The sequence below is a fragment of the Mesorhizobium sp. CNPSo 4684 genome (genome assembly GCF_057784315.1).
Window position 1 is genome coordinate 41,690 of sequence record NZ_JBWLUX010000025.1, and the last position, 23,249, is coordinate 64,938.

At 63.6% G+C, this 23,249-nt stretch carries 22 protein-coding genes; 10 read left to right on the forward strand and 12 right to left on the reverse strand.

The features are described 5' to 3' along the window. Nucleotides 1-27: 27 nt before the first annotated feature. The 3 genes from AC04SG_RS22500 to AC04SG_RS22510 all read right to left on the reverse strand — a co-directional run bounded on the left by AC04SG_RS22500 (nt 28) and on the right by AC04SG_RS22510 (nt 4,849). Nucleotides 28-3,498, reverse strand: a complete 3,471-nt coding sequence (locus tag AC04SG_RS22500) for an indolepyruvate ferredoxin oxidoreductase family protein (RefSeq protein ID WP_488552841.1) — start codon at nt 3,496-3,498, stop codon at nt 28-30. Between the two features lie 216 nt (nt 3,499-3,714). Beyond that, the gene (locus tag AC04SG_RS22505) at nt 3,715-4,245 is read right to left on the reverse strand and encodes a hypothetical protein (RefSeq protein WP_488552842.1); all 531 of its coding nucleotides are present in this window, start codon (nt 4,243-4,245) and stop codon (nt 3,715-3,717) included. Beyond that, nucleotides 4,238-4,849 (reverse strand): CGNR zinc finger domain-containing protein, encoded by a 612-nt coding sequence (locus tag AC04SG_RS22510; protein WP_112563752.1) that lies wholly within the window; start codon nt 4,847-4,849, stop codon nt 4,238-4,240. The genes AC04SG_RS22505 and AC04SG_RS22510 overlap by 8 nt, the downstream gene beginning before the upstream one ends. Before the next feature lie 152 nt (nt 4,850-5,001). Between AC04SG_RS22510 and AC04SG_RS22515 the strand changes: the two genes are divergently transcribed. The 4 genes from AC04SG_RS22515 (at nt 5,002) to AC04SG_RS22530 (ending at nt 9,634) form a co-directional block, all read left to right on the forward strand. After that, the gene (locus AC04SG_RS22515; RefSeq protein WP_488552843.1) at nt 5,002-5,907 is read left to right on the forward strand and encodes a branched-chain amino acid ABC transporter permease; all 906 of its coding nucleotides are present in this window, start codon (nt 5,002-5,004) and stop codon (nt 5,905-5,907) included. 198 nt (nt 5,908-6,105) lie between these two features. Next, nucleotides 6,106-6,711, forward strand: coding sequence for a TRAP transporter small permease subunit (locus AC04SG_RS22520; RefSeq protein WP_488552844.1), 606 nt, complete (start codon nt 6,106-6,108; stop codon nt 6,709-6,711). After that, complete coding sequence (locus AC04SG_RS22525) at nt 6,708-8,486, forward strand: TRAP transporter large permease (protein ID WP_488552845.1); 1,779 nt, start codon at nt 6,708-6,710, stop codon at nt 8,484-8,486. The genes AC04SG_RS22520 and AC04SG_RS22525 overlap by 4 nt, the downstream gene beginning before the upstream one ends. 119 nt (nt 8,487-8,605) lie before the next feature. Then, a complete protein-coding gene (locus tag AC04SG_RS22530) occupies nt 8,606-9,634 on the forward strand; it encodes a zinc-dependent alcohol dehydrogenase family protein (RefSeq protein ID WP_488552846.1) in 1,029 nt (342 codons plus the stop codon). 254 nt (nt 9,635-9,888) lie between these two features. Here the strand turns inward: AC04SG_RS22530 and AC04SG_RS22535 are convergent, their stop codons facing one another. After that, entirely contained in the window at nt 9,889-10,998 is a 1,110-nt protein-coding gene (locus AC04SG_RS22535; protein WP_192255072.1) for a TRAP transporter substrate-binding protein, read from the reverse strand. Between the two features lie 296 nt (nt 10,999-11,294). Between AC04SG_RS22535 and AC04SG_RS22540 the strand changes: the two genes are divergently transcribed. Then, a complete protein-coding gene (locus AC04SG_RS22540; RefSeq protein WP_488552847.1) occupies nt 11,295-12,068 on the forward strand; it encodes a gamma-glutamyl-gamma-aminobutyrate hydrolase family protein in 774 nt (257 codons plus the stop codon). Nucleotides 12,069-12,077: 9 nt separating this feature from the next. On the opposite strand, the gene AC04SG_RS22545 is transcribed toward AC04SG_RS22540, so the two are convergent. The 5 genes from AC04SG_RS22545 to AC04SG_RS22565 all read right to left on the reverse strand — a co-directional run bounded on the left by AC04SG_RS22545 (nt 12,078) and on the right by AC04SG_RS22565 (nt 16,124). Continuing rightward, nucleotides 12,078-12,485 (reverse strand): hypothetical protein, encoded by a 408-nt coding sequence (locus tag AC04SG_RS22545; RefSeq protein ID WP_203277663.1) that lies wholly within the window; start codon nt 12,483-12,485, stop codon nt 12,078-12,080. Between the two features lie 92 nt (nt 12,486-12,577). Beyond that, nucleotides 12,578-13,561: a 2-hydroxyacid dehydrogenase gene (locus AC04SG_RS22550; RefSeq protein WP_488552848.1), complete on the reverse strand. Its 984-nt coding sequence runs from the start codon at nt 13,559-13,561 to the stop codon at nt 12,578-12,580. Continuing rightward, entirely contained in the window at nt 13,558-14,580 is a 1,023-nt protein-coding gene (locus tag AC04SG_RS22555; protein ID WP_488552877.1) for a LacI family DNA-binding transcriptional regulator, read from the reverse strand. Before AC04SG_RS22555 ends, AC04SG_RS22550 begins: the two co-directional genes overlap by 4 nt. A gap of 65 nt (nt 14,581-14,645) precedes the next feature. Further along, nucleotides 14,646-15,530 carry a DMT family transporter gene (locus tag AC04SG_RS22560; RefSeq protein WP_488552849.1) on the reverse strand — a complete coding sequence of 295 codons (885 nt, stop codon included), beginning with the start codon at nt 15,528-15,530 and terminating at the stop codon, nt 14,646-14,648. Between the two features lie 186 nt (nt 15,531-15,716). Next, entirely contained in the window at nt 15,717-16,124 is a 408-nt protein-coding gene (locus AC04SG_RS22565; protein ID WP_488552850.1) for a DUF2000 family protein, read from the reverse strand. A 46-nt stretch (nt 16,125-16,170) separates the two neighbouring features. Here AC04SG_RS22565 and AC04SG_RS22570 point away from each other — a divergent pair, with 46 nt between their 5' ends. Beyond that, nucleotides 16,171-17,034: an AraC family transcriptional regulator gene (locus AC04SG_RS22570; protein ID WP_488552851.1), complete on the forward strand. Its 864-nt coding sequence runs from the start codon at nt 16,171-16,173 to the stop codon at nt 17,032-17,034. A 15-nt stretch (nt 17,035-17,049) separates the two neighbouring features. Here the strand turns inward: AC04SG_RS22570 and AC04SG_RS22575 are convergent, their stop codons facing one another. Beyond that, nucleotides 17,050-17,520, reverse strand: a complete 471-nt coding sequence (locus AC04SG_RS22575) for a MarR family winged helix-turn-helix transcriptional regulator (protein ID WP_112621551.1) — start codon at nt 17,518-17,520, stop codon at nt 17,050-17,052. A 433-nt stretch (nt 17,521-17,953) separates the two neighbouring features. Between AC04SG_RS22575 and AC04SG_RS22580 the strand changes: the two genes are divergently transcribed. Both AC04SG_RS22580 and AC04SG_RS22585 read left to right on the forward strand, forming a co-directional pair. Continuing rightward, nucleotides 17,954-19,012, forward strand: coding sequence for a CobW family GTP-binding protein (locus AC04SG_RS22580; RefSeq protein WP_488552852.1), 1,059 nt, complete (start codon nt 17,954-17,956; stop codon nt 19,010-19,012). Nucleotides 19,013-19,263: 251 nt separating this feature from the next. Further along, nucleotides 19,264-20,238: a WD40 repeat domain-containing protein gene (locus AC04SG_RS22585; protein WP_488552853.1), complete on the forward strand. Its 975-nt coding sequence runs from the start codon at nt 19,264-19,266 to the stop codon at nt 20,236-20,238. Between the two features lie 2 nt (nt 20,239-20,240). Here the strand turns inward: AC04SG_RS22585 and AC04SG_RS22590 are convergent, their stop codons facing one another. Beyond that, nucleotides 20,241-20,708, reverse strand: coding sequence for a hypothetical protein (locus AC04SG_RS22590; RefSeq protein ID WP_488552854.1), 468 nt, complete (start codon nt 20,706-20,708; stop codon nt 20,241-20,243). A 51-nt stretch (nt 20,709-20,759) separates the two neighbouring features. On the opposite strand from AC04SG_RS22590, the gene AC04SG_RS22595 reads away from it, so the two are divergent. Continuing rightward, nucleotides 20,760-21,191: a MarR family winged helix-turn-helix transcriptional regulator gene (locus AC04SG_RS22595; protein ID WP_477338648.1), complete on the forward strand. Its 432-nt coding sequence runs from the start codon at nt 20,760-20,762 to the stop codon at nt 21,189-21,191. Between the two features lie 17 nt (nt 21,192-21,208). Here AC04SG_RS22595 and AC04SG_RS22600 read toward each other — a convergent pair whose 3' ends face one another. Next, the gene (locus AC04SG_RS22600) at nt 21,209-21,661 is read right to left on the reverse strand and encodes a hypothetical protein (RefSeq protein ID WP_488552855.1); all 453 of its coding nucleotides are present in this window, start codon (nt 21,659-21,661) and stop codon (nt 21,209-21,211) included. Between the two features lie 158 nt (nt 21,662-21,819). Between AC04SG_RS22600 and AC04SG_RS22605 the strand changes: the two genes are divergently transcribed. Continuing rightward, nucleotides 21,820-23,202 (forward strand): aspartate aminotransferase family protein, encoded by a 1,383-nt coding sequence (locus tag AC04SG_RS22605; RefSeq protein ID WP_488552856.1) that lies wholly within the window; start codon nt 21,820-21,822, stop codon nt 23,200-23,202. Nucleotides 23,203-23,249 lie beyond the last annotated feature (47 nt).

A 23,249-nucleotide genomic window follows, 5' to 3' on the forward strand; every position in this document is an offset into this window, starting at 1 on the left:
AAAATTCTTGTTCAGGTAAACAAGGCGTCACTCCGCGGCCTGAAGTTCAGGCCGCGCCGGCGTGTTGGCCAGCCGCTCGACAAGCCTTTTGCGCTCGCCATCGGCCTTTTCAGCGCTGGCCTGCCTGACATGGCCGTAGCCGCGAATGAGCGCCGGCACCGAGGCTAGCGCCACGGCGGCCTCGATCCTGCCTGGGGCAAGTGCCGCCGCGACAAGCTCGAGATCGGCCTCATAGCGGGCCAGAAGCTGTCGCTCCATGCGCCGCTCGGCGCTGTAGCCGAACACGTCGAAAGCCGTGCCGCGCAAGCCTTTCAGCGCCGCCAGCAGGCGAAAGCCCTTCATCATCCACGGCCCGAAGTTCGATTTCTTCGGCTTGCCGTCATTGCCGCGCCTGCCCATGATGGGTGGCGCCAGATGAAATTCGAGTTTTTCGTAGCTCTGGAACTGCTTTGACAGTTCCGTGGCAAAGGAGCCGTCGGTGTAGAGCCGCGCCACCTCATATTCGTCTTTGATCGCCATCAGCTTGAACAGGTTTTTGGCCGCAGCTTCGGTCACCGCGGTCGAGCCGGGCACGGCCTTTGCCTCGGCGGCACGCAAAACCGCCAGCTTTTCGGCATAGCGCCGGCCATAGGCGGCGTTCTGGTAAGCGGTGAGGAAAGCGACGCGGCGGGCGATCACATCGTCCAGCGTCTCGGCGATCGGCGCGGCCTTGCTTGGCTGCGCAATGAGGCCGCGCACGAACTCCGGCTGATGCGCGGCGCGACGGCCCCAGCGGAATGCGGCGATGTTCATCGCCACCGCTTCGCCGTTCAATTCGATAGCCTTTTCAACGGCTTCGGCCGACAACGGCAGACCGCCATGCTGGAAAGCGAAGCCGAGCATGAACATGTTGGCGCCGAGCGAATTGCCGAACAATTGCGTGGCGGTTCGCGTCGCGTCGAAGAAATGCGCCTTGTCGTCGCCGGCGGCAGCGCGGATCGCCTTCTTCAGCCGCTCGATCGGCAGCGAGAAATCAGCCGAGCGGGCGAATTCGCCGGGCATGATCTCGGCGGTGTTGGCAAGGAAGATGGTATGGCCTTCGCGCACCGCGCCAAGCACCTTCTTGGCGCCGGACACGACGAGGTCGCAGCCGAGCACCAGGTCGGCTTTGCCTGCCGAAACGCGGATGGCATGAATATCGTCCGGGGTGCGGGCGATGCGGACGTGGGTGAACACCGAACCGCCCTTCTGGGCGAGGCCGGCCATGTCGATCATGCCACAGCCCTTGTCCTCGAGATGGGCAGCCATGCCCAGCACCGCGCCGATGGTGACGACACCGGTGCCGCCGACGCCGTCGATGATCGCCGCCCAACCCTCGCTGCCGAGTGGGAATTCAGCCGGGACCGGCACGCCATCGAGCGGATCGGTCCGCCCGGCAATGCCTTCAGCCTTGCGGATCTTGGCGCCGTGGACGGTGACGAAGGACGGGCAGAAGCCGTTGACGCAGGAGAAATCCTTGTTGCAGCTCGACTGGTCTATTCTGCGCTTGCGGCCGAACTCGGTCTCGACCGGCTGGATCGAGACGCAGTTCGACTGCACGCCGCAATCGCCGCAGCCCTCGCAGACCAATTCGTTGATGAACACCCGCTTGTCGGGATCCGGGAAGGTGCCACGCTTGCGGCGGCGGCGTTTTTCGGCCGCACAGGTCTGGTCGTAGAGCAGCACCGAGACGCCTTTGACGTCGCGCAACTCGCGCTGGACGAGATCGAGGTCGTCGCGGTGATGGATGGTGGCACTGGCCGGGAATTCGGCCTTGCCGGCATATTTGTCCGGCTCGTCGGTGACGATGGCGATGCGCTCGACGCCTTCGGCACGCACTTGCCTTGCGATCATGTCCACCGTCAGGCCGCCCTCATGCGGCTGGCCGCCGGTCATGGCGACGGCGTCGTTGTAGAGGATCTTGTAGGTGATGTTGGCGTCGGTCGACAGCGCGAAGCGGATCGCCAGCGTGCCGGAGTGGTTGTAGGTGCCGTCGCCGAGATTCTGGAAAATGTGGTCGCGCTTGGAGAACGGCGCCTGGCCGACCCATTGCGCGCCCTCGCCGCCCATGGCGGTGAAGCCGACCGTGTTGCGATCCATCCACAGCGCCATGAAGTGGCAGCCGATGCCGGCGGCAGCGATCGAGCCGTCGGGCACCTTGGTCGAGGAATTGTGCGGGCAGCCGGAGCAGAAGAACGGCGTGCGCGAACCAATATCGCTGGCATCGGCAAGCATCGCCTGGAACTGGCGCAGCTTCGCCACCTTCGCGGCGATCTCTTCCGAGGGACCGATGGTGCGCAGAATCCGCTCGCCCAGCGCAATGGCGATCTCGTTGGGGTCGAGCGCGCCTTTGGCCGGGAACAGCCAGTCGCCGCGCTCGTCCTTCTTGCCGACGATGGCCGGCTGGGTGGCGGTGCCATAGAGGTTTTCGCGCAGCTGCACCTCGATCAGCGAGCGCTTCTCCTCGACGACGACGATGGTGTCGAGGCCGCGGGCGAATTCGGAGATATGCTGCAGGTCGAGCGGCCACGGGCAGCCGACCTTGAACAGGCGGATGCCGATGCGGTTGGCGGCGGCCTCGTCGACGCCGATGTCTTCCAGCGCCTGGCGGACATCGAGATAGCTCTTGCCCAGCGTGATGATGCCGAGCTTCGGGCTGCGGCCGCCGGAATAGACGATGCGGTTCAGCCCGTTGGCGTGGATGAAGGCGGACGCGGCGGCGCGCTTGTGCTCATGCAGCCGCTCCTCCTGGCCGAGCATGTCGATCTCATGACGGATGTTAAGACCGCCGGGCGGCATGTCGAACTCCGGCACGACGATGTCCAGCCGCTCGAGCGCGGCATCGACGGAGGCCGTCGATTCGATGTTGTCCTTGACGCATTTGATCGCCGCCCATGTGCCGGCAAAGCGCGACATGGCAAAGCCGTAGAGACCGTAGTCGATGATCTCCTGGACACCGGCCGGGTTGAGGATCGGCACCATGGTGTCGACGAACAGGAATTCGGTGGCATGCGCATTGGTCGAGGATTCGGCCATGTGGTCGTCGCCCATCAGAGCGAGCACGCCGCCATGCTTCGACGAACCGGCGAGGTTGGCGTGGCGGAAGACATCTCCCGAACGGTCGACGCCCGGCCCCTTGCCGTACCAGACCGAAAACACCCCGTCATGCGTCCCCTCGCCCAGCAATTCCGTCTGCTGCGAGCCCCAGCAGGCGGTGGCGGCAAGCTCCTCGTTGAGGCCGGGCTGGAAGACGATATCGGCCTGCGCCAGCTGCTTTTTCGCCCGCCACAGCTGCATGTCGAGGCCGCCGAGCGGCGAGCCGCGATAGCCGGAGACGAAGCCAGCCGTGTTGAGGCCGGCGCGGCGGTCGCGCTCGCGCTGCATCAACAGCATGCGGATGACCGCCTGCGCGCCGGACAGGAAGATGCGCTCCTTGCCAAGATCGAACTTGTCGTCGAGCGCGACGTCATGCAGCGTCATCAGGCATTTCCTCTGCGGCGGCGGGGGGGCAGGCAGCCAACGTAGGAGTGAGATGGCGCAGTCTTTCTCCGCTTGCAAGGCAGGTCAAACGAAATCGAAAGTGCCAGGCAAAGCGCAATGAACGGTCGCCCGTTATCGCTGCTCCCGCACGAAACCGATCCTCAGCGGCTGTGCGGCGACCGAAAATTTCTACTGAGTCGCGTCGGGCAAAACACGTCAGCCTTTCGAGCAATCAGGCTTGGGCTCGCCCGGCAGCTTGCCGTCGGGATGGCCGGCAAGGTCAGGATTGGCCGTATAGAGCTGGTCGACCACCAGCGGCCGGTCGGGCAGGATCGACTGGTCCTCCGTCGAGATCAGCGTGGTCTCGATCTTCTGCAGGAATGTGCCGTCAGGACCCCTGATGCTGATGGAGATCGCATAAGGCTTGTCCTTGACGATACAGGTCAGCGCCGGGCTCTCCAGGCTGACCTTGTCGAGCTTCGGCCAAACCTTCTGCTCGACCACCAGGGGAGGACCGCCGGCGGGGTTCTGGAAGCTGGCGACCGCCACCTGGCCCTCGCCCATCGGCTGCAGGGGCCGCAGCGTCACGACATAGGTCGCCCGGGCGAGACGGTAGTTGAAGACGACGACCTTGCCGGAAACCTCGAACAGCTTGCCATCACCGCCGGTGTTGCGGCAGGCGCCGAGCGCGACGGCGGCAATGAATGCTGCGCCGACAAGGATCGAACGAAAAAACCCCCTAGGCATTCTTGACCTCATGAGGCGCCGTGCGGCGGCGGCGATAGTGACGGCTTGCTTTCTGGCGGTTGCCGCACACCGCCATGTCGCACCAGAGGCGGCTGGAATTGCGGCTTCTGTCGACGAACAGCCAGCTGCAATTGGGACAGATCCTGAGCCTGGCAACCGTATCGTCGCGCAGCAGCGACAAGGCTGAAACCGCCAGCGCCGCCTCAAAGGCGATCGGTGTCGCCGGATCGCCGAACGGCCTTCCCGGCGCGCCGATTTCAGCTGGGCTGTGCTCAAGACCGCCGGCGCAAGCCTTGAGAAAGACAGCCAGATCGTCGGCGGCAAGCGCACCTTTCGACACCGCGCCGCGAAACAGGCGGTCGGTCGTCTCGCGGATCGACAGAACCACGGGCGCGATCCTGTCCGGCGAGGCAGCCTCCAGCCGCCTGCCGCCAAGCTCGGCGCCGCGAAAGCCGGTGGCGGCCTCGGCAAAGCGTGCGATCTCGGCCGGATCGGCAAACCGGTCGAAGGTCTTTTCGGGATCGTTGCGCAGCACCACGGTGTTGGCCGTGTCGAGCGCAAGCATGCCGCCAGTGAAGCGATGCGGGGTCCAGGATACCGTCATATCAGAAATCTAACCGATAAATCGCGTTTGACAAGTTAGATTCCACGATGCAAACCTTGGCCCGGGCGCAGCCTCCGCTGCCTTTTTGTTTGAGCATGTCGTCGCCCCAAAACCGCTCTGCACTTTTGGGCGACATGCTCTGAGGTCTGTCTATGCTCTATTTCTTCCAGCAGATGCTGAACGGGCTGCATTCAGGCGCGCTCTATGCGCTGCTCGCCTTTGGCTACGTGCTGACCAACGGCATCCTGCATCGGACCAATCTCGCCTATGGTGCGCTGTTCGCCTTTTGCGGCCAGACGATGATCCTGACCGTGGCCTTCGGTTATCAGGTACTGTGGCTGACCTTGCTGGCGGCGGTGGTGCTCGGCGTCGTCACGGCTTTCCTCTACGCCGCACTGATCAGCCACGTGCTGTCGCGCAGCGTCTTCGAACCGCTGGCCGACCGTACGCCCAATGCCATTGTGGTGACGACGCTCGGCATCCTGCTGGTGCTGTCGGAAGCCAGCCGCATTGCCGCCGACACGCATGACTGGTGGCTGCCGCCGATGCTGGCGCAGCCCGTTGTTTTCGCGCAAGGCGCCGGCTTCCAGGCGACGCTGACTCTCATCCAGCTCATCGACTGCGCGATAGTACTGTCGGCAATCATGCTCGCCGCCTGGGCGTTCGCCCGCTCCGGCTTCGGCCGCCGCTGGCGGGCCGTCTCCGACGATCCCCACGCGGCCGCCTTGTGCGGCGTCGATGTGCGCAGCGTGTTCCGGCAAGCGGTGCTGTTCGGCGGCTTCTGCGCCGCGCTGGCCGGCGTCATGGCCGGGCTCTACTACGGCAATGTCAGCTTCGGCTCAGGCCTCGTCTACGGGCTGAAAATCCTGTTTGTCACGGCAGTGGGCGGCTATCTCTCGCCGCCGCGGGCTGCGCTCGGTGCGGCCGCCTTCGGCATGGCGGAGTCGTTATGGGCCGGCTATTTCCCGATCGAATGGCGCGATGGCTGGATGTATCTGTTCCTGGTCGCAGCACTCGTGCTGATCGGTCCCGGCCGCGACCAGCAAAAGATCGCCTGATCGCCGCATCCTGCATCAGACTTTGGTTGCATGACGCAGCAGCCGGCCGGCACTTTATCCCCTGCCTCAAGTCACAACGGCGTTGATCGCGCCCCTGCCATGTTGACCCGCCGGACCACGCACGGCATACCGTTGGGCCACAGCGGCGCGACGGAAAACAAGGGGAGCCGGCGCGCCTTCGACACAAGGGAGGAATGCATGGCAGGGCTGCTCGCTCTATCCAGAACGATTGACCGTATGAACGAGTTCATCGGCAGATGGATATCGTGGCTGATACTGCTGGCTATCCTGGTCAGCGCCGCCAATGCCGTCATCCGCAAGATGTTCGACATCTCGTCCAATGCCTGGCTGGAACTGCAGTGGTACCTGTTCGGCGCCGCCTTCATGCTGGCCGCCGCCTATACGCTGAAGCAGAACGACCACATCCGCATCGACATCGTCTACGGCATGTTCTCGCGCCGCGTGCAGCACTGGATTGACCTGCTCGGCCATGTCTTCTTCCTGATGCCGTTCGTGACTCTGATGGTGATCTATTTCGTGCCCTATGTGTCGCTGTCGTTTCGCAGCGGCGAGATGTCGAACAATTCCGGCGGCCTGATCATCTGGCCGGCAAAGGCGATCCTGCTCGTCGGCTTCTTCCTGCTGGCGCTGCAGGGCATCTCCGAGATCATCAAGAAGATCGCCATCATGCGCGGCGACATGGACGATCCCAATCCGTTCATATCTGCGCACGAACAGGCCGAGCTCGAGGCGAAAGCCCTTGCCGAAGAAGCCAAGGCGCTCGCCCAGGAGGCGCGCCCATGATCGAGTTCATCGCCCAGAACATGGCGCCGATCATGTTCGCCTCGCTGGTCATCTTCCTGCTGATCGGCTACCCCGTCGCTTTCTCGCTCGCCGCCAACGGCCTGATGTTCTTCTTCATCGGCGTCCTGCTGTCGCCCTATTCGGGCGGCTCGATCAACCTCGCCTGGCCGCTGCTGCACGCCTTGCCGGACAATTTCTACGGCAGCAGGGTGATGTCGAACGACACGCTGCTGGCCATTCCGTTCTTCACCTTCATGGGCATCGTGCTCGAACGATCAGGCATGGCGGAAGACCTGCTCGACACGATCGGCCAGCTGTTCGGGCCGATCCGTGGCGGGCTTGCCTATGCGGTGATCTTCGTCGGCGCGCTGCTGGCTGCCACCACCGGCGTAGTGGCGGCGTCGGTCATCGCCATGGGACTGATCTCGCTGCCGATCATGCTGCGCTATGGCTATGACCGACGGCTGGCATCGGGCGTGATTGCGGCATCCGGCACGCTGGCGCAGATCATCCCGCCGTCGCTGGTGCTGATCGTGCTCGCCGACCAGCTCGGCCGCTCGGTCGGCGACATGTATGCCGGCGCGCTGATCCCGGGCTTGGTCCTGACCGGCCTTTACACGCTCTACATCCTGATCATGTCGATCGTCCGGCCGAACTCAATGCCGGCGCTGCCGCTGGCGGCCCGCACCCTCGGCCACGGTGTCGTGTCGCTCCTGGCGGCACTGCTGGTGGCAGTCGCGGCTTCCTATGCGGCCTATCGCTATCTTGCGCCGACGCATGGCGACAATGCCGACATTCTGGGCGCGAGCGTTGGCGTGATCCTGATCTACATTGTGGCTATCGCCGACAAGGGCCTGAACATCAACATGATGTCCAGGCTGGCGCAGCAGGTGATCATCGTTTTGATCCCGCCTCTGGCGCTGATCTTCCTGGTGTTGGGCACCATCTTCCTCGGCATCGCCACCCCGACGGAGGGCGGTGCCATGGGCGCGGTCGGCGCCCTTGCCATGGCCGCGATGAAGGGGCGGCTGTCGCTGGATGTCATCAAGCAGGCGCTGGCGTCGACGACGCGGCTGTCGTCCTTCGTGCTGTTCATCCTGATCGGCGCGCGGGTGTTCTCGCTGACCTTCTATGGCGTCAACGGCCACGTCTGGGTCGAGCATTTGTTGACCTCGCTGCCGGGCGGCGAGGTCGGCTTCCTGATCGGCGTCAACATCCTGGTCTTCGTGCTCGCCTTCTTCCTCGATTTCTTCGAGCTCGCCTTCATCATCGTGCCGCTGCTGGCGCCGGCTGCCGACAAGCTCGGCATCGACCTGATCTGGTTCGGCGTGCTGCTCGGCGTCAACATGCAGACCTCCTTCATGCACCCGCCTTTCGGCTTTGCATTGTTCTACCTGCGCTCTGTCGCCGCCCGCGTGCCCTATCTCGACCGCCTCACCGGCAAGCAGATCGCGCCGGTGACCACCGGCCAGATCTATTGGGGCGCGGTGCCCTTCGTCTGTATCCAGGTGATCATGATCGGTCTGACCATCGCCTTCCCGCAAATGGTCATGCGCTACAAGGGTGCGGCCGTCGATCCGGGTACGATCGAGATCAAGTTGCCGGACATGCCAGGCCTTGCGCCACTCGGCACACCACCGCCAGCCGATGGCGGCGCATCACCCGCGGCGCCATCGTCGAACGATTTGTCGCAGCCACCGAACTTCGGCGAGACGCCACCCGCCAAGCCGGCGGCGCCGGCGACCGACCTGTCGCAGCCGCCGAACTTCAACTGATGGCCAGAGCGTTTCGCCGTTTTGCGGAAACGGCGAAACGCTCTATCTCTTTGTTTTGACGCAATTCCGGACGGAAAATCGCTTGCACTTTTCCTGGAATTGCTCTGAGGGAGGACGTCATGAGAGCTGTGCGCTTGGAAGACGTGGGTAGCATTGCGCTGCGGGAAGTGGACAAGCCCGTTGCGGGGCCGCAGGATGTCCTGGTGCGCATCGAAGCCTGCGGCGTTTGCGGCACCGACCGTCATCTCCTCCACGGCGAATTCCCTTCGAGCCCGCCGGTTACACTTGGTCACGAATTCTGCGGCATCGTCGAGGCTGTCGGAGAAGCGGTTTCCGGCATCGCCGTGGGCGACCGCGTCACCGGCGATCCCAACATCTCCTGCGGGCGCTGCAGTCATTGCCGGGCAGGCCGCGTCAATTTGTGCAGCAATCTCAGGGCCATCGGCATCCATCGCGACGGCGGCTTCGCCGACTATGTCGTGATGCCGCAGAGCCAGGCTTTCCTTCTGCCTGCAAACCTCAAGCCAACGCATGGCGCCTTCTGCGAGCCGCTGGCATGCTGCCTGCACGCTGTCGATCTCGCCGGCATCAGGCCCGGCGCTTCTGTGGTGGTGCTCGGCGGCGGTGTCATCGGCCTGCTTACCGTGCAATTGGTCAGGCTCGCAGGAGCGTCGACAATCATCCTGTCGACCCGGCAGGCCTCCCGCCGGGGGCTCGCCGAAGAGCTCGGTGCAACGGCGACGGTCGACCCAAGTACCGTTGATCCGATCGAGGCCATCGCCGGCCCGGCCGGCCTTGTGCCCGGTGGGGTCGATGTGGTGCTCGAATGCGCGGGTGTCCCCGATACCGTCGAACAATCGATGCGGCTGGCGAAGTCGGGCGGTACGGTTGTGATTGTCGGCGTGATGCCGCAAGGCATGAAGGTGCCCTTCGAACCGTTCGACCTCTTGTTTCGCGAACTGAAGGTTCTCGGCTCGTTCATCAACCCCTTCACCCACAGGCGGGCGGCGGACCTTGTCGCGTCTGGGGCAATCGAGATCGACAAGCTCGTTTCAAGACAGGTCGGCCTCGAGGAAGCCCCCTCGGTGATCGCCAATCCGGCCGCGCCCGGCGAGGTCAAGGTGCTGGTGGTGCCTGGAATAGGCTGAGGTGCAGGCCTCCGTCTTGCAACGTTGGCGATTGGCGAAGCCGTCGATGACAGCTTCCCTCTCCCCGTCACTATACGGGGAGAGGATGCCGGCAGGCAGGTGAGGGGCGGCGCCAATGTTGGATGAATAAAGCACGAGTTTGCGCTTCAGACCTCCACGCAGGCCCAGGCGATTCAGTCGCCTAAGCCAGCGCCGCCCCTCATCCGCCTGCCGGCACCTTCTCCCCGGATAGTGACGGGGAGAAGGGAACTAGCCTACAGCTTGCCGTTGCGCTGCTGGACCATCATGAAGGTGTCGTAATTGTACTCGGCCACCTGCGCCCAGAGATAGTGCTCCTTGCGGAAGCCCTTGATCGAGTCCCAGATCTTCTTGAACGGTGCGTTCGAGGCTTCCATCTCGGCGTAGACCTCGTTGGCCTTCTCGAAACAGGCGGCCATGATGTCCTGGCTGAACGGGCGCAATTTCGCGCCCCCGGCCACGAGCCGCTTCACTGCCGCAGGATTGAGATAGTCGTATTTCTGCAGCATGTTGGCGTCCGCCGCTTGCGCGGCGGTGTGCACCAGCGACTTGTAGGCAGGCGAAAGCTCTTCGTATTTCGCCTTGTTGAACAAGAGATGGACGGTCGGGCCGCCTTCCCACCAGCCGGGATAGTAGTAGTAGGGCGCGACCTTGTAGAAGCCGAGCTTCTCGTCGTCATAGGGGCCGACCCATTCGGCGGCGTCGATCGTGCCTTTTTCCAGTGCCGGATAGATGTCGCCGCCGGCGATCTGCTGCGGCACGACACCGAGCTTCGAGACAACTTTGCCGGCAAAGCCACCGATTCGCATCTTGAGGCCGGAAAGGTCGGCGACGGTGTTGATCTCCTTGCGGAACCAGCCGCCCATCTGCACGCCGGTGTTTCCGCCGGGCAGGCCGAAAAGACCTTGCGTGGCGAGAAACTCGTTGAACAGGTCGATGCCGCCCCCGTGATAGTGCCAGGCATTTATGCCTCGCGCATTGAGCGAGAACGGCACTGCAGCACCGAGCGCCCATGTTGGGTCCTTGCCCCAGTAATAGTATGACACCGTGTGGCAGGCCTCGACCGTCCCGGCAGTGGTGGCGTCGGCGGCCTGCAGGCCGGGCACCAGTTCACCGGATGCAAAGACCTGAACCTGGAAATTGCCGTCTGTCGCCTCCGACAGCATTTTCGAGAAGACTTCCGCGCCGCCATAGATCGTATCGAGCGACTTGGGGAAGGATGACGCCAGCCGCCACGTCACTTTCGGATTGGACTGGGCGATTGCCGGCGCGGCAAGCGTGGCGGCAGCCGCCGCGGCGCCCACGCCGGTGACCCCGGCCTTGCGGATGAATGAACGACGATCCATGCAGTTCCTCCCTATTGGACCAACAAACCGATATCAGGGACATCTCCTCACGCCCCGGTATCGGTTTGCCCGAAACAATACACGGGCAAGGGGTCGAGTCCAGCATGGCAGCGGGATTTGACGGCGGCGCTGGTGACAAATCCGCAGGCTTGGCGCCCGGCCTGCAACTATAGTCTAACGTTTATGGCGTGGCCCATGCGAGACAACGAAACTTGCCATGGAAAAGCGCCTTCGGATCGCCTATTTTGCAGGCACAATAGCTATTCGCTTCGCGCCAAAGGGAATCCGGACCCAAAATGCACCAGCCGCTCGTCGCCATCTCGACCGACGTCCGTCAGTTCGACAACTACACCTGGCATGCCGCCCCACAGCAATATATCGAGGCGGCACTTTCCGGTGCCGGCGTGTTCCCGCTGCTGGTGCCGTCCTTCGGCGACCGGCTCGATTTCGATGAATTGTTGTCGTCGGTCGACGGCGTCATGGTCACCGGCTCGAAATCCAACGTGCATCCCTCGCTCTATGGCGGCGACGCCAGCGAGGCCAACGGCCCTTACGATCCGGCCCGCGATGCCACCACGCTGCCCTTGATCCGCAGGGCGATCGAGCGCGGCGTGCCGCTGCTTGCCATCTGCCGCGGCATCCAGGAATTGAACGTGGCGCTGGGCGGCACACTGGGCACCGAGATCCAGGAGCGCGAAGGCTCGCTCGACCATCGCGCGCCGGTGAGCGACAACCAGGACGAACGCTTCGCCATCCACCAGACCATTTCGATCAAGCCCGGCAGCTGCCTGGCCGGCGTGTTCGGCGCCGGCGACATCAAGGTCAACTCGCTGCACCGCCAGGGGATCGACCGGCTTGGCTCCAAGTTGCAGGTCGAAGCGGTGGCCGGCGACGGCACGGTCGAGGCTGTTTCGGTGAAGGATGCCCGCGCCTTTGCCGTGGGCGTGCAATGGCACCCCGAATACTGGGTCAAGTCGGACAGCAACTCGGCCAAGATTTTCCGCGCTTTCGGCGATGCGGTGCGCCTGCATGCGGCGGCGAAAGCCGGCGCGCGGGCTGCGGCCGAATAATCGATCGTATCAGTTGCCGGATTGATCTGGGCTGTCGGTTGTCGCCAACGACAGCAGCGGCAAGGCCGGCGCGTAGGATTCGTACCCATCGCCGTCGGCAACCGAGAAGGTGACGATCGGGTCGATGCCGTCGGCGCTGAAAGCCACCGTGCCGTCCTGCTCCTCGCGCCAGAATTTCGCCCGCTCAATGCCGGGCAGCAGCCGGCGGCAATTCGGCGCCACCGTCAACAATAAAAGGCCATCGTTAATCGCGGCGCCGCGGGTGACCGCGCAGTCGCCTTCGTCGCCATTGGCGACCAGCCTGAAGCTGGTGGACGGCATGACCTCGTCGGCAGCGCTTTGCCCAGCGCCACCGTGAAACAGCTGAACGCCGCCGAACAGCGCCGCCGCGGCGGTCAATACGGAAAGTGTCTTCATTCTGGTATTCATCCACGCATACGCGCCCCGGATGAATAATCATTTCGAAGGGTTAAGCTGACGTTAATAAATGTGGCCGTCGCGCCCCGGCGTTAACCGGATGCCTTCACATGGGCCGTCTCCGGCACCGGCGTCAGCGGCCGGCGCTCGCTGAACCAGGACACCAGATTGTCGACGCACAGGTCCGCCATGGCGCGGCGCGTGTGGTGCGAGGCCGAACCGACATGCGGCAACAGCGAGGTGTTGGGCGCTTCGAGCAAGGCCTTGGGCACATTCGGTTCGTCGGCAAAGACGTCGAGCCCGGCGGCGGCGATGACGCCGTTCGCAAGGGCCGTCGCAAGAGCCGGCTCGTCGACCGTGCTGCCGCGGCCGATGTTGACGAACACGCCATTGGCGCCAAGCGCCGCCAGGATTTCGGCATTGACCGCCTTCTCGGTGGAAGCACCGCCCGGCACCACGGAAATCAGCGTATCGACCGCTTCGGCAAGGCCCTTCAGCGTCGGGTGGTACTGGTAGGCGAGACCTTCGACCTTGCGCCGGTTGTGGTAGGCGACCGGCAGCCCGAACGCTTCCAGCCTCCGCGCAATGGCCAGGCCGATGCGGCCCATGCCGAAAATGCCGACATGACGGCCGCGCAAGGTCAGCCGGCTCAGCGGATAGTTGCCCTTCTTCACCCAGCTGCCGTCGCGCAGCCATTTCTCGGCCGTGTACAACTCACGCACGGTGTTAAGCAGAAGGCCGATCGTGGTGTCGGCGACCTCTTCGGTCAGAACATCGGGCGTGTTGGTGACCATGATGTTTTTCTTGGCCGCGTGAACGGCATCCACCGAATCGTAGCCGACACCGAAGGAGGCGATGAGTTCGAGCTTGGGCAAAGCATCCATCATCGCAGCGTTGACGCCGGCGAAGGATGCAATAGCGCGCACGTCACGGCGCATTTCGTCGGTGACCAGCGCGGGATCGGCGCGTTCGATCTTGACCCGTCTGAAGGTGCGGTCGATGCGCTCGACCGCATGGTCGTTGAAATGCCCCGGCACCAGAACGGCGACGGAATTCAATTGTTCGGCCTTGGTCATACACGCTCCACCGGCTTGCCGGTCGACTGGCGCACATGCAGTTCCGGTTTGATCAGTTCCTGCGACGGCCGTACCGCCTGTCCGTTCAACTTGTCGAGCAGCGCGCTGGCGGCGCGGCGGCCGACCTCGCGCTGGCCGTTCCAGACGGTGGTGAGTGCCGGTGTCGCGATTGCCGCCTCCTCAAGATCGTCATAGCCGGTGACCGAGATATCGGCGCCCGGCACCAGGCCTGCGCGGGCAATGCCGTTCATCAGGCCGATGGCGACGAGATCATTCCAGCAGCAGGCGGCGGTTGGCTTGTCTTTGAGCGCCAAAAACTGTCCAGCCGCCTCGAATCCGCCCTGCTTTGTGCGCGGGCCGGAAATGCGCCAGGACGGCCTGACTTCAAGTCCGGCCGCTTCCATGGCGTTGAGGTAACCCTGATAGCGGTCGCGTCCAGTCGAGGTCTGGTCGGTGCCGCCGATCATGGCGATGCGCTTGTGGCCGAGCGAGATCAAATGATTGGTGGCAAGTGCTGTGCCGTAGGCATCGTCGCCGCGAAACACCGGCACGTCGGCACCTTCCACGGTGCGCGCGATCAGCACCGCCGGCAGGCCGTTTTCCTCTGCCATCACGATGTCGGAAGCCGGTGTGCCGATCGCCGGCGACATGATAACGCCATCGGCGCCAAGCTGCAGCAGCGTGTCGATGAAGGTGCGCTGCTTTTCCAGCTGGTCGTAATGGTTGGACAGGATGAAGGTCTGCCGGCTGCGGTCGAGTTCGCTCTCGATTGAGCGCAGGATCTCGGCGAAGAACGGGTTCATGATGTCGTGCACAACGACGCCGACAATGCCCGAGCGCGAGGTGCGCAGCGAGGCGGCGCGGCGGTTGTAGATATAGCCGATGGCGCGGGCATGTTCCTTGATGCGATCGCGCGTGGCACCGGCGACCAGCGGGCTGTCGCGCAATGCGAGGGAGACCGTGGCCGTGGACACGCCAAGCGCATCCGCGATCGTCGAAAGCTTGATCTTCTGTGCCAGCCCTTCGCTCCCCGAGTTTTTTAAATTTTTTAAATGCGGCGTTATGCCATCGGATTCGGAGCAAATCAAAGTTTTTTCGCCAGCGCCTCCGCCTCGACGTCGACAGTCGTGCGATTGCGCAGCCGCAGACGGTGCTCGCGATGGATGATGTAGAGGCCGCTGGCGACGATGATTGCCGCGCCAACCAGCGTCCAGCGGTCGGGGAACTGGTGGAAGATGATCCAGCCGGACAGGATCATCCAGACCATTTGCGAATAGGGGTACGGCGCCAGCGCCGTGGTGGTCGCCAGGCGGTAGGCCTGCACCAGAAGCCAGTGGCCGCCGGCGCCGAACACGCCCAGCATCACCAGGATGAACCAGTGCCAGCCATCCTGCGGTAGCGAATGCGAGAACGGCAGCATCGGCAAAAGCAGCACGGCCGGCGCCAGCGCCGAAAACAGGATCAGGCTTTCCGAGCTTTCGCTGGCCGACATGCGCCGCGTCATGATGACGTAAAAGGAGTTCGACAGCATCGAGCCGAGCGCGAAGAGATGTCCGACGCCGAACACGCCGACGCCCGGCCTTGTGATGACGAGCACACCGACAAAGCCCGACAGGATCGCCAGCCAGCGCCGCCACCCCGCCCATTCGCCAAGCAGCGGTCCGGCAAGAGCGGTGATCACCATCGGGCCGAAGAAATAGATCGAGGTGGTTTCGGCCAGTTGCAGGGTTTTGAGCGCCATGACGTTGCACATGGTCGAGCCGAACAGCAGCCCGCCGCGCAGGATATGGGCGGGCAGATTGTTGGCGCGGAACCGCGACGGCTCGCGCCAGCCGCGCAGAAAGACGCCGACAAGCAGGACATGGACGGTGAAGCGCGCCCAGGCGACGATCAGCGCCGAGACGCCGGCCAGCACCAGATATTTGCTCGACGTGTCGAGGAAGGTGAAAAACACATAGGTCGAAAGCATGAACAGCATCGCCGCGGGCGGCGTTGCGCTTTCGTCTGATTTTGCGGGAACGTTCACTATCAGGTCGGCTGGGGAGGATCGACACTCAACCTTTGCGGCAATCCCCTGCACCCGGCAAGCCAAAAGCGACTGGCACAACAGGCGCCGCCGACAGGCTCAGCGTACTGCGTCCCAACTGCCTACGAATTAGGCATGCATGCGGGCGCCTTTGGTGATCTTGTCGACGAGTTTCTTGTCAGCACGCAGCGCGATGCCGACGATCTTGGCGTCATCTGGCGCAAACTCGGCGAAGACGGCACGGTTGGCGACGTCGTGGCCGGTGGCAAACATCTCTTCGACATAGGCTGACGTCGTCACGCCGCGTTCCAGCGCCCTCTGGTGGATCGCATTGAGCGTCGGACCATCCGCCGACAGCACGATGACCGGCTGGATCGACAGCGGATTAAAAACATTGCCGGTGCGGTCGCGATAGGGTTCGCCGATGATGTCGGGAAATTGCGCGACGATGCCGCTGGTCAGGAACGCGGTGACGTTGAGCTTCTGCCAGCCCGCGAGATCGTCCCTCAGCACGATTGCAAATTTTGTATCGAACACCAAAATGAGGACTCCGGAAGTTGGCCCGCAAAGGGCAGGATAGGCGATGGCGCAGGGTCTAGACGGTGAGGCGACACAAGGTCTTGAACGTTCGTGCGCGGATGAGGACCGGATCGTTTCAGCGCCGGGCAGCACCGGCATCGAGCGCATCGAGGCGCATTTCCATGGCAACGCCTTCGACCTGCACCGCCACGACACGCTTGCCGTCGGCGTGACGCTTTCCGGCGTGCAGCGCTTCCACTATCGCGGCGCCGTGAACCACAGCCTGCCCGGCCAGGTGATCGTGCTGCATCCAGACGAAGTGCACGATGGCGGCGCCGGCACCGAGGATGGCTTGCGCTACCGGATCCTCTATCTGGAGCCGTCGCTGCTGCTCGACTGCCTCGACGGCGCGCCGCTGCCCTTCGTCAGGGATGCGGTGGTGAGCGATGCTGCCTTGCGCGGCACGTTGCTATCGGCCTTGGCGCCGCTCGACGAAGAACTGGACGAGCTGTTCGTCGCCGATTTCGTTGCGGAGCTGGCGCAGCATCTCGGGCGTCATGCCGGCCAGCCGGCAAAGCCGATGGGAAAGACGGCCTGGCATGCCGCGGCACTGGCGCGAGACTATCTCGAGGAGAATGCCGAGCGGCCCGTCCGTTCCGACGAGTTGGAGGCTGTCACCGGGCTCGACCGCTATGCGCTGTCACGCCATTTCCGCGCGACCTATTCCACCAGCCCGCATCGTTTCCTGCTGATGCGCCGGCTGCAAAAGGCAAGAAGGATGATCGCGGCGGGCGAGCCGCTGGCCGAGATCGCCGTTGGCGCCGGCTTCAGCGACCAGAGCCATTTCAACAGACATTTCAAGAAAGCATTCGGCCTGACGCCCGGCCGCTGGTCGGCATTGGTGCGCGGACCTTCGGTGGCGGCTTAGCTCAAGACGTGCTGATCAATCGTCGATGTCGGTCTCGTCGTCGACGAGCACCAGTTCCTCGTTCGACAGATTGGCTTCGATGCGGGCGAGCAGCTTGAACAGCGTCTTTTGTTCTTTCTTGTCGAGGCCCTTCAACGCCTGCTTTTCCGTCTTCTTCACCGATTTCTCGATGGCGTGGATGATTTCGCGGCCGGTGTCGGTGAGGAAGATATGCGCCTGGCGGGCATCCGCGGAAGAGGCGCGCTTTTCCAGAAAACCCTGCGCCTGCAAGCGGTTGATAGTCTTGGTGATGGTCGGTGGGCGCACGCCGAGGCGGCCGGCGAGGTTGCCCGGCGTCTGGCCGTCCTCGCGGTCGAGCGTCAGCATGATCTGGTCCTGGCCGGCATAGAAGCCGTGCGCCAGAAGCCGCGCCGCCAGCGCGGTCCTTGCCAGCCTTGCCGCCGAATGCAGCCGGCTCATCGTTGCAGTCTTGTCCGCCTTGGCCATGGTGATCCCTCTTCGGCCGTACCGGTGCGTGCAGCATAGACGCAGCCGGCCGGCTGGCAATCGACGATCAAAAAGATTCCGGCTTTCGAAACAGCTTTGCCGGCAAGCATTTGTGGTGCCCACCGTGGTGATGCCAGATGTTTATTTCAGTTAGATGACAAACGAGTTTCCGCCAAGGCGATTGCAGTGGTTTGAGACGGCGCGGCTTTGCACAGGTCAACGAAGAGGCGTTCAGACGACGCGCTGGATGGTCGGCATCCCTATCACACTGCCTGTTCGGGGGGTGTTTCGGTCCACCCACCCGCTCCGTCACTCTGTGGGTCAAACGCCCAGGCAGTTTGCCCCGTGCAAAAACCCGGCACACATCCTATATCAGGCCAACAATCCCTTCGTGCGGCCCGGAATTTCGCGGCCCAGTCATTCGAGGCAAGACATGAGCGATGCACAGACGACGCAGATCCCCGTGACCGTTCTCACCGGCTATCTCGGCGCCGGCAAGACGACCCTGCTCAACCGCATCCTGTCGGAAAACCATGGCAAGCGTTACGCTGTCATCGTCAATGAATTCGGCGAGATCGGCATCGACAACGAGTTGATCGTGGAATCCGACGAGGAAATCTACGAAATGAACAATGGCTGCGTTTGCTGCACGGTGCGCGGCGACCTGATCCGCGTCGTCGAAGGCCTGATGCGCCGTCCCGGCCGTTTCGACGCCATCGTCGTCGAGACCACCGGCCTCGCCGATCCGGTCCCGGTGGCGCAGACCTTCTTCATGGACGACGACGTGCGCTCCAAGACCAAGCTCGACGCTGTCGTGGCGCTGGTCGACGCCAAGCATCTGCCGCTCAGGCTCAAGGACTCCAGGGAAGCCGAGGACCAGATCGCCTTCGCCGATGTCGTCGTGCTCAACAAGACCGACCTGGTCACGCCGGAAGAACTGGCCAAGGTCGAGGCGACCATCCGCGCCATCAACCCGGCGGCCAGGATCCACCGCACCACGCGCGCCGGCGTGGCGCTGTCCGAGGTGCTCGACCGCGGCGCCTTCGACCTGTCGCGCGCGCTGGAAAACGACCCGCATTTCCTCGAAACCCACGATCATGATCACGACCACCATGACCACGACCATGATCACCACGATCATGACGGCCACGATCATCATCACCACGATCACGCGCACCCCTCCGACATTCACGACGTGACGGTGCAGTCGGTGTCGCTGCGCGGCGGCGAGATGGACCCGAAGAAATTCTTCCCCTGGATCGAGAAGGTCACCCAGATGGAAGGCCCCAACATCCTGCGGCTGAAAGGCATCATCGCGCTCAAGGGCGACGACGAGCGCTATGTCATCCAGGGCGTGCACATGATCATCGAAGGCGACCACCAGCGCGCCTGGAAGGATGGCGAGAAGCACGAGAGCCGGCTGGTGTTCATCGGCCGCGAGCTCGACGCCGAGCGGCTGAAGAAGAGCTTTGACGCCTGCCAGGCGGCTTGATTTCGAAACTCTATGGCGCTAGCGCTGCGCCCTTCTTCCTTCTCCCCTTGTGGGAGAAGGTGGCCGAGCGAAGCTCGGTCGGATGAGGGGTGCTCCAGCTTGGCACCGACGGCGATCCGTCCAACACCCCTCATCCGTCTCGGCGCTGCGCGCCGATCCACCTTCTCCCACAAGGGGAGAAGGTTGGCGCCACGCCCTGGCCGCGCCAGCGGCTTCCCGGGGATGGCGACAAATTCATTGGAATGGATGTGATGCCCACAGTTGCCCCGCTTGATCTCGATGGCCATTGCCTTGCCGCCGTCTTCCTCGACAACGTGCCGCATTTTGCGCTGGCCGATGGCGCCGTTCATCGGCTCGACAATGGCCACAAGACAATTCAGGCCAATGACGGCCTGCTTTCCACGTTCCATGACGCCGCCAACGACCGGCTGATCACCGGTGGCGAGGACGGCAAGATTTTTACCGTTACGGCCGGCGGCAATGTCGGCGAATTGGCAAGCGCCGGCAAGAAGTGGATCACCAGCGTCGTCGCCGGACCGCAAGGCGCCATCGCCTATGCCACGGGCAAGACCGCCTTCGTCCGCTTTGCCGATGGCAAGACCCGGGAATTCACCCATCCGCGTTCGGTCGAGGGGCTGGCCTTCTCGCCCAAGGGCATGCGCTTCGGCGTCGCCCGCTACAATGGCGCGACGCTGCATTTCCCGGCCGCCGCGGGCAAGCCGGTGGAGCTCGAATGGGCCGGCGCCCACACCGGCATTACCTTCTCGCCCGATGGTGCCTTCCTGGTCACCACCATGCAGGAAAACGCGCTGCATGGCTGGAAGCTCGCCGACGGCAAGCACATGCGCATGACCGGTTACCCCGGCAAGGTCAAAAGCCTGTCGTGGAGCGTGAAGGGCAAATGGCTGGCGAGTTCCGGCGCGCCGGCGGCGATCGTCTGGCCGTTTTCGGGCAAGGACGGCCCGATGGGCAAGGCGCCGCTGGAACTCGGCACCCGCGGCAACGCCATGGTGACATCGGTCGCCTGCCATCCAAGCCAGGATGTCGTGGCCGTCGGCTATGATGACGGCATGGTGATGGCAGTGCGCTTCGCCGACGCCAGGGAGGTGCTGTTGCGCCGCCCGGGCAAAGGCGCCATCACTTCCATGATGTGGGACAAGGAAGAGCGACGCGTCGCCTTCGGCAGCGCCGCCGGCGACTGCGGCGTTATCGACATTTCGGCCTGAACTCACCGCGCCCGCGCGGCCAGCCGGACGGGCTTTCTCCGCAGCGACAGCCCGTCGCGCATATTGAGTGACAAAAGCGCAATGTTGACGGCGCCGGCCGTCAGTTCGATCGCCTGGACGATTGTGAACAGGGTGTCGAAACGACCGGCATCGGCAAGGCTGCTGAGCAGGACAGCTGAGGGCACCAGCACCAGCAGCCCGTTGGCGGCGATGATGCGCATGCGCCGTTTCTTGCGCGCGACGACCGGGCTCCTCCACCCCTTGCCGAGCGAGAAACCGGACGCGCCGGCGACGATCATCGCCGGAATGAGCACGGCCATGCCGGCCAGCACACAGTTTTTGACCGTTGTGACCCCGGCCGCGTCGCCGAACAGCTCAACTGCGGCCGTCGACAGCCAGAAGACCGAAACCGTGATCAGCGCGATGGCGCCCGCCGCTGCGTGAATCCAGGTTTTCATCGCCATCTCCATAGCAAGCTATATATCATTGCATAGCATGCTATTCAACTGTTATCCAGTCCCATGGCCTTTCAGAAAGAACGATCCGCCGGATTCCTGGCCAACCACATGGCACGGCTGTTCGCCAACGGGCTGCAGCAGCGCATCCGGCCGCTCGGTCTGGCGCCGGCTCAGTTCATGGCGCTGCTGGCTCTGTGGGATGAAGATGGCCTGACGCAACGCGAACTCGTGCAGCGGCTCAGCGTCGAGCAGGCGACTATGGCCAACACGCTGATCCGCATGGAACGTGACGGGTTGATCGAGCGAAGGTCTCACCCCGAGGACGGGCGCTCGCAATCGATCCATCTCACCGCTAAGGCCATTGCCCTGCGCGAACCCGCGACACAGGCGGCGCGTTCACAGAACGAAGCAGCTTTGGTCGATCTAAGCGAAGATGAGCGGCTGGTGTTTCTCGACCTGATGCGGCGCGCCATCGCGTCGATGCAGTCGGATTGACCGCAGATCAAGAAGAGCTATTCGGCCCCGCACGAGACCTTGCCGGTGACTTCAACCGGCTTGCCATCCTGGTCCTTGTCCGCTGCGGCATCATAGATGGCGAGCGTATAGCCCCCGTCATAGACGCCTTCGTCAGTGGTCTTGGTCAGGATCGTCAGTTCGACCGAGTTGAAGCGTTGCGCGGCTTCGTGCTCGCGGTAGATGTTCAGCCGCAATTCCTTGTCGTCCAGCCAGTACTGCGTGAGGTTGGAATCCTCGAAGACAGTCTTGCGCAGGCTGTCGCCTTCCGGCCGCCCCAGAATCTCGAGATCGCCGCGAAAATTGAAGGTCGGACCGCCCATGCCCCGGGTGACGCCGGCTTCGACTTCGAATTTTGCCGCCTTGTCATCAGCGGAACACCAGATGCCACCCGATGCGAAGGCTGCGCCAGCCGACAAAAGCAACATCGCCAAACAGATGATCGTCCGCATTTTCTCCCCCAGAACCAAATGCCTAAGCGTATTGGCACCGGGCTTGGCCTCAAGGTCAAGCGCCAGCCGGGTGCTGCTGAACCAATGCAGTGCAGCCCGGCGGCCAATTGCGGTTTGAGATGGCGATTGGCTAGAGTGGTGGCCGAGAGGGGATTTTCATGCATTCAACCGACCATTCAGGCCTATCGATCGGCGGCATCAGCCGTGACCGCATCGCCAGGCTGCGCGAGAGTGAGGCAGAAGCCTTCCGCAAGGCGCGGCCGAAATCGGCAGCCAAGGTGGGCAACGGCCTGCCTGGCTTCTTCGGCGGCGTGCCGATGCACTGGATGAACGACTGGCCGACGCCGTTCCCGATCCTGGTCGACAGCGCCAAAGGCGCCACCATCACCGACATTGACGGCAACAGGCTCGATGATTTCTGCCTGGGCGACACCGGCTCGATGTTCGGCCATTCGCCGCCGCCGGTGGCGCGCGCCATCCGCCGCCAGGCTGGACGCGGGCTGACCTACATGCTGCCTTCGGAGGATGCACTGGCCATCGGACCGCTGTTGCAAGAGCGCTTCGGCCTGCCGTTCTGGCAAATCGCGACGACGGCAACCGACGCCAACCGCTTCGCGCTGCGGGTTGCCCGCGCAATCACCGGTCGCGAAAGGATCCTGGTTTTCAACGGCTGCTATCACGGCTCGGTCGACGAGACGATGGTGCGGCTGGTCGACGGCAGACCCGTCAACCGGCCGGGACTGGCGGGCGAATTCCGCGACCTGACCAAGACGGCGAAGGTCATCGAGTTCAACGATGTCGTCGCGCTTGAAGCAGCGCTGAAAGACAAAGATGTCGCCTGCGTCATCGCCGAGCCGGTGCTGACCAATTCCTGCATGGTGCTGCCCGATCGCGGTTTTCATGACGCGCTGCGCAAAGTGACACGCGCGGCCGGCACGCTGCTTCTGATCGACGAGACCCATACAATCTCCACCGGCCCCGGCGGCTACACCAGGAAATTCGGGCTGCAATCCGACCTGTTCGTGTTGGGCAAGCCGATCGCCGGTGGCGTGCCGGCGAGCGTGTGGGGGATGAGCGACGAGGTCGCCAACCGCTACGCCGACTACAACAGAACCAAGCAACCCGGTTATTCCGGCATGGGTACGACGCTGTCGGCCAACCCGCTGCAGTTCGCGGCGATGCGCGCCACGCTGGAAGAAGTGATGACCAGTGAGAATTATGACCGGATGGACCGCCTGGCGCTGCGACTCGACGCCGGGCTGACCGGGGTCATTGACCGCTACAACCTGCCCTGGCATGTCGCCCGCGTCGGCGCTCGCGTCGAGTTCATCTGCGCGCCCGGTCCGCTCCGGAACGGCGCCGAGGCCGAGACTGCGCATGCGCCGGAGCTTGAAGCGGCTGTTCACGTCGCGCTGGTCAACCAGGGCGTGCTGATCGCGCCCTTCCACAACATGATGCTGATCTCGCCGGCCACCACCGGCGCCCAGGTCAACCGGCTGATCACCGCCTTCGCCACGGTTGCGGCAAGGCTGACGGCATGAGACAAGCGACTGAACGGGCGGCTAACGAACGGCCTGCCAAGCGAACC

Coding starts and splice junctions, on each gene's coding strand:
- AC04SG_RS22500 (WP_488552841.1), bottom strand. CDS start 3,498: ATGACGCTGCATGACGTCGCGCTCGACGACAAGTTCGATCTTGGCAAG.
- AC04SG_RS22505 (WP_488552842.1), bottom strand. CDS start 4,245: ATGCCTAGGGGGTTTTTTCGTTCGATCCTTGTCGGCGCAGCATTCATT.
- AC04SG_RS22510 (WP_112563752.1), bottom strand. CDS start 4,849: ATGACGGTATCCTGGACCCCGCATCGCTTCACTGGCGGCATGCTTGCG.
- AC04SG_RS22515 (WP_488552843.1), top strand. CDS start 5,002: ATGCTCTATTTCTTCCAGCAGATGCTGAACGGGCTGCATTCAGGCGCG.
- AC04SG_RS22520 (WP_488552844.1), top strand. CDS start 6,106: ATGGCAGGGCTGCTCGCTCTATCCAGAACGATTGACCGTATGAACGAG.
- AC04SG_RS22525 (WP_488552845.1), top strand. CDS start 6,708: ATGATCGAGTTCATCGCCCAGAACATGGCGCCGATCATGTTCGCCTCG.
- AC04SG_RS22530 (WP_488552846.1), top strand. CDS start 8,606: ATGAGAGCTGTGCGCTTGGAAGACGTGGGTAGCATTGCGCTGCGGGAA.
- AC04SG_RS22535 (WP_192255072.1), bottom strand. CDS start 10,998: ATGGATCGTCGTTCATTCATCCGCAAGGCCGGGGTCACCGGCGTGGGC.
- AC04SG_RS22540 (WP_488552847.1), top strand. CDS start 11,295: ATGCACCAGCCGCTCGTCGCCATCTCGACCGACGTCCGTCAGTTCGAC.
- AC04SG_RS22545 (WP_203277663.1), bottom strand. CDS start 12,485: ATGAAGACACTTTCCGTATTGACCGCCGCGGCGGCGCTGTTCGGCGGC.
- AC04SG_RS22550 (WP_488552848.1), bottom strand. CDS start 13,561: ATGACCAAGGCCGAACAATTGAATTCCGTCGCCGTTCTGGTGCCGGGG.
- AC04SG_RS22560 (WP_488552849.1), bottom strand. CDS start 15,530: ATGCTTTCGACCTATGTGTTTTTCACCTTCCTCGACACGTCGAGCAAA.
- AC04SG_RS22570 (WP_488552851.1), top strand. CDS start 16,171: ATGGCGCAGGGTCTAGACGGTGAGGCGACACAAGGTCTTGAACGTTCG.
- AC04SG_RS22575 (WP_112621551.1), bottom strand. CDS start 17,520: ATGGCCAAGGCGGACAAGACTGCAACGATGAGCCGGCTGCATTCGGCG.
- AC04SG_RS22580 (WP_488552852.1), top strand. CDS start 17,954: ATGAGCGATGCACAGACGACGCAGATCCCCGTGACCGTTCTCACCGGC.
- AC04SG_RS22585 (WP_488552853.1), top strand. CDS start 19,264: ATGCCCACAGTTGCCCCGCTTGATCTCGATGGCCATTGCCTTGCCGCC.
- AC04SG_RS22590 (WP_488552854.1), bottom strand. CDS start 20,708: ATGGAGATGGCGATGAAAACCTGGATTCACGCAGCGGCGGGCGCCATC.
- AC04SG_RS22595 (WP_477338648.1), top strand. CDS start 20,760: ATGGCCTTTCAGAAAGAACGATCCGCCGGATTCCTGGCCAACCACATG.
- AC04SG_RS22600 (WP_488552855.1), bottom strand. CDS start 21,661: ATGCGGACGATCATCTGTTTGGCGATGTTGCTTTTGTCGGCTGGCGCA.
- AC04SG_RS22605 (WP_488552856.1), top strand. CDS start 21,820: ATGCATTCAACCGACCATTCAGGCCTATCGATCGGCGGCATCAGCCGT.